Source organism: Acinetobacter wuhouensis (genome assembly GCF_001696605.3).
GTDB classification, from domain to species: Bacteria; Pseudomonadota; Gammaproteobacteria; order Pseudomonadales; family Moraxellaceae; genus Acinetobacter; species Acinetobacter wuhouensis.
In genome coordinates this window covers 507,531-519,765 of the sequence record NZ_CP031716.1, presented here as the reverse complement: position 1 = coordinate 519,765, position 12,235 = coordinate 507,531, and the positions used below count along the sequence as shown (strand labels likewise).

Sequence of the window (12,235 nt, the reverse complement as noted above, 5' to 3'; positions counted from 1 at the left end):
GAGAATAATCATGTCAGCCTTTCAATCAAAGAAAATCATTGGATTAGGTTTAATCCTTAGCCCACTTTTACTGCTTACAGCATGTAGTCAAAATCCCAATAAAGCTGTTGCAGCAGTAACGGACAATACGCTTAATGCAATTTCAGCCAATCAACAAGCGACGCAGAATAAGAAAATTGTAGTCGATTTCTACGAAGGTGTTTTCCAAAAGCATCAAGTCAAAGCCTATGCAGATCGTTATATTGGCGATCAATATATTCAGCACAATCCACATGTTCCAGATGGTAAAGCACCTTTTGTTGACTATTTCACAGGACATTTTAAAGAAAATCCTGAAGCAAAAAGTGTCATTAAACGTGCTGTCGCTGAAGGTGACTTAGTATTCTTACATGTACATTCAACTCAAAATGTACAAGATCGTGGTGTGGCGATTGTCGATATCTTTAGAGTTAAAAATGGCAAAATTGTTGAGCATTGGGATGTACAACAAGCTGTTCCTGAACAAGCTGCAAATACCAACACGATGTTTTAAGGATTTTTTATTCTTAATTCCCAATAAAAAATCCCAAACTCAGTTTGGGATTTTTTAGCTTACTTAACTGATGTTACGCAGTAACATAAAAACATCTTTTGCATCTCGATAAAATTGGATACGCGATAACGTCATCCGCATTTGTCTGAGGCAAGACTACTTCTGACCATAAATGTTTCTGAGATATATTCAATATTTTGACGGAAGCTGACGAGTTCTGCGGTGAGGAGCAACGCTCCGCAAGGTGGTTTTCTTGCGAAGCTTCGCTTCTCATTTGCCGAAAGAAAAGTAAGGCGAGCCGCAGGCTAATCCCTAAATCTAAATAATTGATGTAAGACTCCGTCAAGGAGAATTAATATAATTTGAACAATGAGTACTTTATTTTTCAAATGCGTAACATCAATTACTTAAGCAAATCAATTAAGCACTTTGAGTACTTAAAAACTTCTGCTTCACATCTTCAGGAATTTGACGCTTATTCCCAGTAACATCAACAGCAACAAAAGTAAATACACCTGCTGTCACACGTTTTGCTTCACGAGAACTGTCATGGCTGTCCCAAACTTCAATTTGCATTTGAATTGAAGTATTCCCGACTTTCAAAATTTTGGTATAACAACTAATCACATCCCCTACTTTTACAGGCACTAAAAAAGTCATTTGATTAATTGAAATCGTTGCACAACGTCCCTTACTAAAACGCTCTGCATGAATTGCACCTGCCAAATCCATTTGTGAAACGATCCAACCACCAAAAACATCACCACTCCAGTTTGTATCTGCTGGCATAGCAATCGTTTGTAAAGATAGTGTACCTTCCGGTTTTACATGAGAATCTGACACAATAACTCCGAGTTCATAAAAATTTATGAGCGATTATTTAAGGGCATTCAATTGTTGATCTAACCATTCTTGCAATTGGTTAGCACGTAGCGCACCACTTATTCTAGCAACTTCCGTGGTTTTATTCATTAAAACTAGGGTTGGAATACTGCGAATATTGAAAGCACTGCTTAAACGCGGATTCGCCTCAGTATCAATTTTTGCAAAAACAACATTCGGATTGGTTTTTGCTACCTCAGCAAAATGTGGCGCCATCATTTTACAAGGACCACACCAGTCAGCCCATAAATCAATAATAATCGGTAAGTCACTATTGCTAACAAAGTTACTAAAATTTTGCTCATTAAGTTCAATTGGCGCCAATGGCACGAGATTTTGATGACATTGACCACAAGTCGGTTGTGCAGTTAACTTATCTTCAGGTACACGGTTTTTCGCACCACATGACGGGCATACAATAATCATCTAGCTCACTCCAATATGTTGATGTAAGAATTCTAATTGGGTCAAAATTGCTTTTTCCAACCATTTGCCATGATAAATATCAAAATGCGCCATATTCCACTCATGATATTGTACAAAAGGTGCAATATTGGTTGCCGTTTCTCGACTGGATTCAATCGGAATAAAACTGTCTTTTTTCGCAGCAATAAACAGCACTGGAATATTGATGCTACGTACTGTTTGGATTGGTCTAAACCTGATTAAATTAAAAAATACCCGTGCTGGAACTTCCCCACTCCAGAAATAATCAGGGTTGACGATCGACATATAACCGTTATAACCGTCTTTCGTTGGAATAAAAGACAAATCAAAAGGATGCACCACGGGCAAAGTCCTGATCTGCATCCCAACCTTTGCACCCATATAATCCTGACTGGATATTTTCAATGCTTTAGGCAATTGCTGAATCGGAAATAATTTTGCGGTTTCAGCACCATCTACAAATGGCACCTGCACCATAATGGCTTGGACATTTTTTAATTCACTAGCAAGTGTAAGCACATAACCTGCACTTAATGAGGTTCCCCAAAGGACCATTTTTTTAGTATTGATTTTCTTTTGTGTGGCAACATAATTCACCACCGTTTTCCAGTCCTCCATTTGATCTTTCAAAGAAACGATTTCTCTCGGAAAACCTGTACTTCCACCCCAAAACCGGTAATCGAATAGCACAACGGCATAACCTGCTTGAGCAAATTTCTGCGCAAAAGGAATCAATTTGAATTGCCTTAGGGCTGCAAAACCATGTGCCATGATAATCACAGCAGGCTTTTTGACATTCTTGGGTCGGTAAAAATCCGCAGCAATGACTTCCTGCCCAATTGGTACATACAGTGGCTCAACTGTATACGCGTACATACACACTCCATTGCGTTATCTTTTGAGATAATTCTTTTATAAATCTTTTGTTGTTTAAGCTCACATTTCAGCTTAATGCTATTATATATAGCATAACTGTTCCGAAATAATATAGGAGTGACAAAATGAGTGAAAATGTTGGCTTTGCAGGTCAAATAGGTCCAGAACATATTGAACAAGTACTTGAAAAAGGCTTCAAATCTGTGATCAATAACCGTCCAGATATGGAAGGTGGTCCAGAACAACCGACCAGTGCTCAAATCGAAGAAGCTGCACGTACTGCGGGCTTAGACTATGTCTATCAACCTGTTGTTGCAGGTCAAATTACTGAAATTGATGTCAGAGCTTTTGCCAATCACTACAATGAACTACCTAAACCTGTATTGATGTTCTGTCGTACAGGCAACCGTTCAAACAATCTGTATCAAATTGCCAAACAAATGGATCTTTTGGACGACGAATAAGTCTAAATAATGTTTAGTATCATCGGCATTCCACATAGAGAATGCCTTTGAATCCGTAGGACTTAATGCACGTTACATTAAGCGCGCAAATTCAGTCACAATTCATTTGAAATATCATTCCTAAATGACATGTTTAAGCTTGTATAGTTTTTCTAAAAAAGTGATATGACAAAGGCGCCAATTTCACGTTATGATTATTTTATAAATGAATTGCATAACTGCACAATAAAAGGAATATTTTCATGCAACAGGCTTTATTTGGCGGTGGCTGTTTCTGGTGTACCGAAGCTGTATTTTTACAACTCAAAGGCGTCACACAAGTCGTTAGTGGCTATGCAGGCGGACACACGACTAATCCAACTTATGAAGCAATTTGTAATGGAGATACCAACCATGCAGAAGTCATTTTGATTAGTTTTGACGAACAACAAATCAATTATCAACAATTACTCACAGTGTTCTTTGCCATTCATGATCCAACCACTTTGAATCGTCAGGGCAATGACATTGGAACCCAATACCGTTCTGTGATTTACTATTTTGATGAACAACAAAAATTAGAAGCTGAACAATTCATTGAAAAACTAAAAGCTGAGAATTTAGATATCGTGACTGAACTCAGCCCTGTTCCAACCTTCTACCCTGCTGAAGAATATCATCAGAACTATTTTGCGAAGAATCCTGCACAAGGCTACTGTAACTTTGCCATTCCGCCGAAACTTTTAAAATTACATAGTCAGTTTAAGGATTTACTTAAAGACTAATTTTCATTATGAATAAACACAAAAAAACCTCCTAAATGATCTAGGAGGTTTTTTTATTCAGACATATTTACTGAATTAAATTATTAGTTATCACTCATAAAAGCAAGATCATTTAGACCGGCTTCACTGGCACGTGACATTACTTGTGCTACCGTGTCATAGCGCGACTCTTTGTCTGCACGAAGCTGTACAGCAGGCTTCACAGGCTTTTGACCTTCCTCATTAAAACGAGTCGATAACTCATCTAAACTAATGATTTGATCATTCCAAGCCACTTCACCTTGTTGATTAATACTAATCGTAATCGCTTCAGGTGGTGGTGTCTGAATTTCAGCAGTGGTTTTTGGTAATGTTAATGGTATCGATGGGTTAGCAACGGTTGCTGTCACCAAAAAGATGATCATCAATACCAACATAATATCGATCAGCGGAATGAGATTCATCTCATTCATGCCAGAATCGTTGTCTTCTCCCAATTGAAAAGCCATTAAGCTTGACCTCCAACTAAACCTTTATTACTTGATTCAACTTCAACTTTTTGAGTTGAAGAATCTTGCTGCAACATGGTATCAATCAATAAGCCATGTGCTTGATCTTGCAATTCGTTAGATAATGTACGGTTAAAACGCACACAAATGTTATATGCTAGTACCGCAGGAATCGCCACAGCAAGACCGAGACCTGTCATGATCAGCGCTTCACCTACAGGTGTTGCCACTTGCGCTAAACCTGCTTGACCACTTTTACCCACTGCAACAAGTGCATGGAAAATCCCCCACACTGTACCGAATAAACCAACGAATGGTGCAAGAGATGCAATCGTACCTAAAACCGAAACACCTTTTTCAGCATTGGCTTTTTCCACATTGATTTGACGAAGCAAAGCTTGTTCTGCAACTGCTTTACGTTGATCAAAACCCAAAGGAGCAAGTTTTGCTTTTAATGATTGCAGTGCTTGCGCAAGTTGTGCTTGCGCCACTTGTTTTAATTGGCGTGTGCCTAAAATACGCAAAATGAACACAGTCCAAGTTGCAATAGACATTGCCAATAACACGAAATACAGTGTTTTACTGATCGCATCAGCATGTTGCCAATAAACTGAAAAGTTCATATGCACATTTCCTAATTATAAAATCATCTACCTTTGGACACAGACAACGCAAAATCCTGTCTTACTTTAAATGGTACACCAACCCCATTTTCTTTATAGGCTTTAAATTTTGCAGATTGTGTCTGTCTTACAACGTAACTGTCTAAACTTGAATTGCCACTTGATTGAATTACACGCACATTGGTAATACTTCCATTTGCATCTGCGGTAATTTCAAGATTTACAACTTTTGTCCCATCTGCTGGAGACATGAGTTTAACTAACTGATCAGCTCCAATTCGAGGGCTACGGCTCCAAGAAACCTGCCCTTCACTGACTGTACGCGGTTTATTTTGATTCGCCACACGTTCACGTTCTTCTTGATCACGTTTTTGACGATCACGTTCCTCTTGCTCACGCTTCTGTTGATCCAAACGCTTTTGTTCATCTAAACGTTTTTGTTCATCAAGGCGCTTTTGATCTTCTAAACGTTTTTCTTCATCTAAACGCTTTTGAAGATCTTTACGCTGTTGCTCCTCTAACTTTCTTGCACGATCATCATTTTCAACAGGTTTTTTCTGTTCAATAATTTTCGGTTTAACAATCGGTTTCGGCTCAACCTTTTTCTCAACTGGCTTTGGTTTAACTTTAGGCTTTACTGGCTCAGCAGGAGGTGGTGGCGGTGGAGGAACATCTTCTTTAATTTTTACAAATTTGACTTTTAACGGTTCTTTTTTAATTTCAGGTAATTCAGCAGCTTTCATATGACTGACAGCCCACAACACACCTGTGTGCCCGACAATCACTGCTAAAATTGCAGCGATAACTTTTTTCTTCATCGGTGGTGGCGTTTGAAGTGGTGCTGTGGAAGACTGACTCATAAGAATCTAAATACCTAAAATTAAGCCATCTAAAATCATTGAATTTAAATCATCAAATTAATTTATAGATGAAGCTCATCGGATAGAACAATTAAAGTACCGCAATGATAAATGAGAAGTGTTTTCATTTGCAACTACTTTTTTGGTTGTTTTTAATCGTTTTTCCAAATAAAAAATTAAAAAAAGGATGCCTAAAGCATCCTTTTTTTTAACTGAATTTCATGAATATTCACATATTATTGAAATACCACAGTTTTATTACCATCAACAATAATACGATCTTCTAAGTGCCATTTCACAGCTCTTGCCAATACATTACGCTCTACATCTTGACCTAATTCACGTAATTGATCGACTGTAAAATCATGACTTACACGTTCCACATCTTGCTCAATGATTGGACCTTGATCGAGATCAGCAGTCACATAATGCGCTGTCGCACCAATCAATTTCACACCTTTCTCATGTGCTTGTTTATATGGATTTGCACCTACAAATGCAGGCAAGAATGAATGATGAATATTGATAATCTTCATTTCCCATTTTTGTACAAATTCTTCATCTAGAATTTGCATATAACGAGCAAGCACGAGTAAATCATTGCCCTGCATCAATTCATCAATTTTGGCATAAGCTTCACGCTTATTTTCTTTATTTACAGGTACAACTTCAAACGGAATACCAAAATTTTCCACGGCTTCTTTAAGATCAGGATGATTCGAAACCACTTTGGTAATTTCGCAAGGCAAACCACCACGTGCATGACGCCACAATAGCTCAAGCAATGCATGGTCAACTTTCGACACCAAGATCCCGACTTTTTTCACATCACTGACCAAAGCCAAACGCCACTGCATTTCATAACGTTCAGCAACATTCGTCGCAAATGTTTGAAGTAAACTTTCACGACGACTTTGTAAATGATCCAATTCAAACTCAACACGCATGAAATAACGCCCGCCCTGAGCTTCAGTCGCGTATTGATCAAGCGCAGTGATGTTCGCGCCTTGATGATACAAAAAGCTCGATACAGCTTGCACGATGCCGGGCTTGTCTTCACAAGTAATCAGCAGACGTGCTGTGTTGGCAGTAGTCATGTTCATGTTAATGGGTATCACTTATATAAATTAATTTTAAAAACAGCCGAATATTCTAACGCTTTTTCGCTAGCTTTCAATCTCGTTTCAACATCAATCGTGCTTTGTCGCAGATAAACTGGCAAATAATTCAGAAGAACCAAAACTTTCGAGTAAGCGTTCATAAGTCTCACGACTTTCACCACGCAAATAAGGTCCTTCCAAGAACACCATTTGACGTAAAGCTTGCCAAATCCATTTTTCATCCAAATGGTTTGAATCGCTGAGATGACCCGACATATATAAGAAGTTCGTCCAGTTGGTTAGGACGATCCAAATATTGATGATTAATGCTTCGATTTCAGAAGGCGTCATTTGCATCAAGCCTGCTTCCACAAAGGCATGATAAATTTTCTGCCCTTGTTGCATCACTTTACCTGCAAAACGTGGGTAAATTTTTCTAAAATCTTCATTATTTTCAATCAAATGATATACATCACGATGTAGAAAACGATATTCCCATAGCTGACTGCTCAAAACTTGAAAATAACGAATTTTGTCATTTGCATTGACTGCACGGTCATCGGGTAATGAAAGCATGTTCAAAGTTTCTTTTTGGTACTGCTCCATCAACTCCTTGATGATTTCTTGCTTATTCCGAAAATGGTAATACAAGTTCCCAGGACTGATCCCAAGCTCAGCCGCAATATGGTTTGTCGTCACCGAACGCTCGCCACGCTCATTAAAAAGTTGCAGGCTAATCTGCAAAATTCGGTCTTTCGTTTTCAAAGTTTTGGAACTTGACATCCTATTACCATGTTTAACCGTTAGCACTTGCTAACATAAAGTGACTTGACTATTTAGAGTATTTACTCTAAAAAATATATTATATTAATCGATCCATAAATGGTACTTACCATGAACAGTCAAACAAAAACAAATTCAATGACGCCTTATTCACCTGAAGTTCAACACATGCATGACATTCTTGAACAACAGAAAATTGCTTATCAACGTCATCCAGTGCCAACAGCGAAAGAACGTATTGAACGTTTAGCACGTTTAAAGAAGGTTCTCGTAAAATATCAAGATCAATTGGCAGATGCAATTAATCAAGATTATGGCAATCGCTCTATCAGCGAAACCAAAATTGGAGAATTACTCACATGTTTAGAGCAAATTAAATATTATAGCAAGCATTTAAGTACTTGGATGAAACCATCTAAGCGCCATGTTTCTATGTTACATCAACCTGCAAAAGCTTGGGTGCAGTACCAACCTTTAGGTGTAATCGGGATTATTGCACCATGGAATTATCCATTAATTCTTTCGGTTGGCCCTTTAATTTGTGCATTGGCAGCGGGCAACCATGCCATGCTTAAAATTTCAAGCTCATCAGCAAACTTTGGTCATGTGCTTGAAAATGCCTTGTCTGAAGCATTTCCGCAAGAATTGGTTGCTGTGATCAATGGTGGTGGCGCAATTTCAGATGCATTCTCACACTTAGCATTTGATAAAATCATTTTTACAGGTTCAACCAATGTCGGTAAAACCGTCATGTCTGCTGCGGCTGAGAATTTAGTTCCAGTTATCCTTGAGTTAGGTGGAAAATCACCTGTAATCGTACATCCATCCAGTGATTTAAAGCTGGTGGCTGAACGTATTGCCTTTGGTAAATTATGGAACTCAGGTCAAACTTGTGTTGCACCTGACTATATGTTCCTACCTAAGGGAAAAACCAAAGAATTCATTGAAAACTTTAGACAAGCTGCAACTTCGATGTACCCTTCTATTCGTGATAATCAAGACTACACCAGTATTATCAATGATAAACAATACAATCGTATCCAAGGTTATTTAGAAGATGCTCGTCAACAAGGTGCAGACATCATTGAAATTAATCCTAAAAATGAAGATCTAAGCTCAGTCCGCAAAATCGCACCTACATTCCTGTCTGGCGTACTACCAACCATGGACATCATGAAAAATGAAATCTTTGGTCCAGTACTTCCAATCATGGAATATGATCAAATAGACGATGTAATTGACTTTATTAATGGCAGACCACGTCCACTTGCTTTATACTATTTCGACTTTGACAATGCCCGTGCAGATTACGTTTCGCAACGTACCCATTCTGGGCATTTCGGTCAAAATGCCGTGCTTACCCATGTCGCACAAGACGATCTTCCTTTTGGTGGCGTTGGTGCATCAGGTATGGGCAAATATCATGGCCCTGAAGGATTCTTCGGTTTGTCGCATGAGCGTTCAGTGATGTCTATTCCTAAGCTATTTAGCTTAAAATTCATCTTACCGCCGTACGATAAACCTCTAAATAAGATTTTAGAGAAAACTTTCTTACGCTAACTGATCAAGGCATGATCTATCACAATAGATCATGTTGCGTTTTGACGAATTCCGCTTGTCTTTTAAGCGGAATTTTGGTATAAAACGCCCCTTGAATGAATTCAATCCGTTTTATTTTGACTGGCCATACAGATTTGCTGTTGGCTAAATCAATGGAGTTACACCATGTCTAAGGTTTGCCAAGTTACCGGCAAGCGTCCAGTCGTTGGTAACAACGTCTCACACGCCAACAACAAAACTAAACGCCGGTTCGAGCCGAACCTGCATCACCACCGTTTCTGGTTAGAAAGCGAAAAACGTTTTGTACGTCTTCGTTTAACCACTAAAGGTATGCGTATTATCGACAAATTGGGCATCGAAAAGGTTGTTGCTGACCTACGTGCTCAAGGTCAAAAGATCTAAGGAGTCTGAACCATGCGTGATAAAATTCGCCTAGTTTCTACTGCTGGTACAGGTTATTTCTATACCACTACTAAGAACAAACGTACTATGCCGGAAAAAATGGAAATCAAAAAATTTGATCCAAAAATCCGTCAACACGTAGTTTTCAAAGAAGCTAAAATTAAATAATTTTAGTTTTCTGAAAAAATACGACCCACTTGGGTCGTTTTTTTTGCCTTTTTTTTCTTCAAATTGGTAAAATTATCGGCATATTTGGCACTCTTTGTGCTTTTCCAATATGACTTTTAACTAAGTTACTCTTCTAGAAATGATTTTTTGAATGATTTCTCCTCAATATTTAAGGAGTATTTTGTGCCTCATGATGTAGATTTGATCATTTTACTTGCAGTTGGTTTTGGTATTGCCCTTATTTTTGGCTATATCGCTGCTCGGTTACGTCTACCTCCTTTGATCGGGTATTTAATTGCAGGGATTATCATTAGCCCCAACACGCCTGGCGTTGTCGCAGATATTGCGCTTGCCAATCAACTTGCAGAACTCGGTGTGATGTTCCTGATGTTTGGTGTGGGCATGCATTTTTCTCTCAATGATCTAATGCAAGTCCGAAAAATTGCTCTACCTGGTGCAATTCTACAAATTACAGTCGCCACCTGTTTAGGTATGATCGTATCGCATTTTTGGGGTTGGGGTTGGGGTTCAGCTCTGGTATTTGGTCTAAGCTTGTCTTGTGCAAGTACTGTCGTATTGCTTAAAGCCTTAGGTGATAAAGGTTTATTGGACTCAGTCAATGGTAAAATTGCTGTCGGCTGGCTCTTGGTTGAAGACCTTGCTATGGTTTTGGTCTTGGTCCTGCTTCCAGCAACAGCCGTTTTATTGGGTGGTCATGCACCTGAAGGGCATGCGGCAGATGAAAATATTTGGCTAACGCTTGGGATTACTCTACTCAAAGTCACAGGCTTTATTGCTTTTATGCTGATTATTGGCAAACGCCTCGTTCCAATGATTATGCAGTATGTCGCTCGTTTGGGTTCTAGAGAGCTTTTTACCCTGACTGTCGTTGCAGCAGCAGTTTCAATTGCATACGGCTCATACGCGATCTTTGGCGTTTCTATGGCACTTGGTGCATTCTTTGCTGGAATGGTCGTCAAAGAATCAGACTTTAGCCATCGTGCAGAAGAAGAAACGCTACCGTTGCGTGAAATTTTCTCAATTTTATTCTTCGTTTCTGTCGGAATGCTGTTCGACCCGCGTATCATTGTGGAACAACCGCTTCATATCCTTGCTGTTATTGCCATCATTATGATTGGTAAAACCATTGCAGCAATGGCGTTAGTATTGTTCTTCCGTTATCCAATTAATACAGCACTAACAGTGGGTGCAAGTTTGGCACAGATTGGAGAGTTCTCATTTATCCTAGCAACTCTAGGTTTATCTTTAGGTTTACTCACACCTGAAGCACAGAACTTAATCTTAGCAGGTGCTTTATTTTCAATTACGCTCAACTCATTTTTATTCTCTGCGATTGAACCTGTACAAAATTGGATTCGTGAACGTTCACATTTGGCGCGTTTATTAGAACGTAGTGGTGACCCTTTAGCCATGCTCCCTGATGAGGTTGATCAAGACTATTTACGTGATCAAGTCGTGATTGTGGGTCATGGTGAAGTTGGACGTCGTATCACCAAAACCCTAATGGATGACGGGATTAAAGTTGTTATTGCAGAGGAAAATCGTGAAATTGTTGAAAATCTACGTGAAAAAGGGATAGCTGCGGTTTCTGGTCGTGCAACTGAACCGAGTGTACTGATTCAAGCGCATATTCAACACGCTCGCCTATTGGTCATTTCACCGATGGACATTGTCGATATTCATAAAATTGTCGATACTGCAAAATTACTTAATCCGCAGATTCAAGTGCTTGTTTGTGCTGAGAATAAAGAAGAAGCCGAAGTCATTCGTAAAGATGACATTGGTGACGTCTATTATGCCAAAGAGGAAATGGCAAAAAATATGAGCAATCATATTTTGAATCAAATCCAAATTGCCCATCATCATCAACCAACACATTGATGATTCTTTGAATAAGCATAAAAAAACGCACTTTAAAGTGCGTTTTTTAATGTGTATAAGTTCAAAAAATTAACTCATAAATTTCGGTTGTTCATCCACAACTTCTGCATGCCACTCATCAGACTGCTTCTCTAGCAATGCAAACAAAGCTGCTTGAATCATTTGTTGTGCAATTGCAGGTGTTTGATCCCCTAACAATGCTTTCACTTCATCATTAAACTGAATCGTCACTAATGGCTCTTTTTCAGAACCTGCATTACGAAGTGCCAACTCTCCACCTTCGAGTTGTACCAACTCCAATATCGCTTCTTGATTCCCAAATAACTCTTTTAACTGTTCAATAGACATAAACCCTCCATGCGCAACATGGGGCAAAATACTGAA

16 protein-coding genes are annotated in these 12,235 nt (G+C 38.9%); 7 read left to right on the top strand and 9 right to left on the bottom strand.

The features are described from left to right. Positions 1 to 10: 10 nt before the first annotated feature. A complete protein-coding gene (locus BEN71_RS03155; protein ID WP_068973666.1) occupies positions 11 to 532 on the top strand; it encodes a nuclear transport factor 2 family protein in 522 nt (173 codons plus the stop codon). 420 nt (positions 533 to 952) lie between these two features. Here BEN71_RS03155 and BEN71_RS03150 read toward each other — a convergent pair whose 3' ends face one another. The 3 genes from BEN71_RS03150 to BEN71_RS03140 form a co-directional block, all read right to left on the bottom strand. Next, positions 953 to 1,321 carry an acyl-CoA thioesterase gene (locus BEN71_RS03150; protein WP_406565271.1) on the bottom strand — a complete coding sequence of 123 codons (369 nt, stop codon included), beginning with the start codon at positions 1,319 to 1,321 and terminating at the stop codon, positions 953 to 955. A gap of 87 nt (positions 1,322 to 1,408) precedes the next feature. After that, positions 1,409 to 1,840 (bottom strand): thioredoxin TrxC, encoded by a 432-nt coding sequence (gene trxC, locus BEN71_RS03145; protein ID WP_068973668.1) that lies wholly within the window; start codon positions 1,838 to 1,840, stop codon positions 1,409 to 1,411. Further along, on the bottom strand, positions 1,841 to 2,737 hold the full coding sequence (locus tag BEN71_RS03140) for an alpha/beta hydrolase (RefSeq protein WP_068973669.1): 897 nt from the start codon (positions 2,735 to 2,737) through the stop codon (positions 1,841 to 1,843). It abuts the gene before it with no gap. Between the two features lie 125 nt (positions 2,738 to 2,862). Between BEN71_RS03140 and BEN71_RS03135 the strand changes: the two genes are divergently transcribed. Together BEN71_RS03135 and msrA are read left to right on the top strand one after the other, a co-directional pair. Next, positions 2,863 to 3,201 (top strand): TIGR01244 family sulfur transferase, encoded by a 339-nt coding sequence (locus BEN71_RS03135; protein WP_068973670.1) that lies wholly within the window; start codon positions 2,863 to 2,865, stop codon positions 3,199 to 3,201. Positions 3,202 to 3,443: 242 nt separating this feature from the next. Beyond that, entirely contained in the window at positions 3,444 to 3,965 is a 522-nt protein-coding gene (gene msrA / locus BEN71_RS03130; RefSeq protein WP_068973671.1) for a peptide-methionine (S)-S-oxide reductase MsrA, read from the top strand. 83 nt (positions 3,966 to 4,048) lie between these two features. Here the strand turns inward: msrA and BEN71_RS03125 are convergent, their stop codons facing one another. The 5 genes from BEN71_RS03125 to BEN71_RS03105 form a co-directional block, all read right to left on the bottom strand. Next, positions 4,049 to 4,453, bottom strand: coding sequence for an ExbD/TolR family protein (locus BEN71_RS03125; protein ID WP_068973672.1), 405 nt, complete (start codon positions 4,451 to 4,453; stop codon positions 4,049 to 4,051). Continuing rightward, entirely contained in the window at positions 4,453 to 5,076 is a 624-nt protein-coding gene (locus BEN71_RS03120) for a MotA/TolQ/ExbB proton channel family protein (protein ID WP_068973673.1), read from the bottom strand. Before BEN71_RS03120 ends, BEN71_RS03125 begins: the two co-directional genes overlap by 1 nt. Positions 5,077 to 5,099: 23 nt before the next feature. Continuing rightward, positions 5,100 to 5,936 (bottom strand): energy transducer TonB family protein, encoded by an 837-nt coding sequence (locus tag BEN71_RS03115; protein WP_068973674.1) that lies wholly within the window; start codon positions 5,934 to 5,936, stop codon positions 5,100 to 5,102. A gap of 236 nt (positions 5,937 to 6,172) precedes the next feature. Further along, a complete protein-coding gene (purU, locus tag BEN71_RS03110) occupies positions 6,173 to 7,039 on the bottom strand; it encodes a formyltetrahydrofolate deformylase (RefSeq protein WP_068973675.1) in 867 nt (288 codons plus the stop codon). An 87-nt stretch (positions 7,040 to 7,126) separates the two neighbouring features. After that, positions 7,127 to 7,819, bottom strand: coding sequence for a TetR/AcrR family transcriptional regulator (locus BEN71_RS03105; protein WP_068973676.1), 693 nt, complete (start codon positions 7,817 to 7,819; stop codon positions 7,127 to 7,129). Between the two features lie 111 nt (positions 7,820 to 7,930). Between BEN71_RS03105 and BEN71_RS03100 the strand changes: the two genes are divergently transcribed. The 4 genes from BEN71_RS03100 (at position 7,931) to BEN71_RS03085 (ending at position 11,851) form a co-directional block, all read left to right on the top strand. Next, the gene (locus tag BEN71_RS03100; RefSeq protein WP_068973677.1) at positions 7,931 to 9,379 is read left to right on the top strand and encodes a coniferyl aldehyde dehydrogenase; all 1,449 of its coding nucleotides are present in this window, start codon (positions 7,931 to 7,933) and stop codon (positions 9,377 to 9,379) included. A 165-nt stretch (positions 9,380 to 9,544) separates the two neighbouring features. Continuing rightward, positions 9,545 to 9,781, top strand: coding sequence for a 50S ribosomal protein L28 (gene rpmB / locus BEN71_RS03095; RefSeq protein ID WP_000048256.1), 237 nt, complete (start codon positions 9,545 to 9,547; stop codon positions 9,779 to 9,781). Between the two features lie 12 nt (positions 9,782 to 9,793). After that, complete coding sequence (gene rpmG / locus BEN71_RS03090) at positions 9,794 to 9,949, top strand: 50S ribosomal protein L33 (RefSeq protein ID WP_004976146.1); 156 nt, start codon at positions 9,794 to 9,796, stop codon at positions 9,947 to 9,949. A gap of 183 nt (positions 9,950 to 10,132) precedes the next feature. After that, positions 10,133 to 11,851, top strand: a complete 1,719-nt coding sequence (locus tag BEN71_RS03085; protein WP_068973678.1) for a cation:proton antiporter — start codon at positions 10,133 to 10,135, stop codon at positions 11,849 to 11,851. A 69-nt stretch (positions 11,852 to 11,920) separates the two neighbouring features. Here the strand turns inward: BEN71_RS03085 and BEN71_RS03080 are convergent, their stop codons facing one another. Then, positions 11,921 to 12,199 carry a hypothetical protein gene (locus BEN71_RS03080; protein ID WP_068973679.1) on the bottom strand — a complete coding sequence of 93 codons (279 nt, stop codon included), beginning with the start codon at positions 12,197 to 12,199 and terminating at the stop codon, positions 11,921 to 11,923. Positions 12,200 to 12,235: the final 36 nt, after the last annotated feature.

Excerpts from the sequence above, each read along its gene's own strand:
- BEN71_RS03080 (WP_068973679.1), bottom strand. The coding sequence starts at position 12,199 with ATGTCTATTGAACAGTTAAAAGAGTTATTTGGGAATCAAGAAGCGATA.
- msrA (WP_068973671.1), top strand. The coding sequence starts at position 3,444 with ATGCAACAGGCTTTATTTGGCGGTGGCTGTTTCTGGTGTACCGAAGCT.
- BEN71_RS03120 (WP_068973673.1), bottom strand. The coding sequence starts at position 5,076 with ATGAACTTTTCAGTTTATTGGCAACATGCTGATGCGATCAGTAAAACA.
- BEN71_RS03105 (WP_068973676.1), bottom strand. The coding sequence starts at position 7,819 with ATGTCAAGTTCCAAAACTTTGAAAACGAAAGACCGAATTTTGCAGATT.
- BEN71_RS03135 (WP_068973670.1), top strand. The coding sequence starts at position 2,863 with ATGAGTGAAAATGTTGGCTTTGCAGGTCAAATAGGTCCAGAACATATT.
- BEN71_RS03100 (WP_068973677.1), top strand. The coding sequence starts at position 7,931 with ATGAACAGTCAAACAAAAACAAATTCAATGACGCCTTATTCACCTGAA.
- rpmB (WP_000048256.1), top strand. The coding sequence starts at position 9,545 with ATGTCTAAGGTTTGCCAAGTTACCGGCAAGCGTCCAGTCGTTGGTAAC.
- BEN71_RS03115 (WP_068973674.1), bottom strand. The coding sequence starts at position 5,936 with ATGAGTCAGTCTTCCACAGCACCACTTCAAACGCCACCACCGATGAAG.
- BEN71_RS03125 (WP_068973672.1), bottom strand. The coding sequence starts at position 4,453 with ATGGCTTTTCAATTGGGAGAAGACAACGATTCTGGCATGAATGAGATG.
- BEN71_RS03140 (WP_068973669.1), bottom strand. The coding sequence starts at position 2,737 with ATGTACGCGTATACAGTTGAGCCACTGTATGTACCAATTGGGCAGGAA.
- BEN71_RS03155 (WP_068973666.1), top strand. The coding sequence starts at position 11 with ATGTCAGCCTTTCAATCAAAGAAAATCATTGGATTAGGTTTAATCCTT.
- purU (WP_068973675.1), bottom strand. The coding sequence starts at position 7,039 with ATGAACATGACTACTGCCAACACAGCACGTCTGCTGATTACTTGTGAA.
- rpmG (WP_004976146.1), top strand. The coding sequence starts at position 9,794 with ATGCGTGATAAAATTCGCCTAGTTTCTACTGCTGGTACAGGTTATTTC.
- BEN71_RS03150 (WP_406565271.1), bottom strand. The coding sequence starts at position 1,321 with ATGCCAGCAGATACAAACTGGAGTGGTGATGTTTTTGGTGGTTGGATC.
- trxC (WP_068973668.1), bottom strand. The coding sequence starts at position 1,840 with ATGATTATTGTATGCCCGTCATGTGGTGCGAAAAACCGTGTACCTGAA.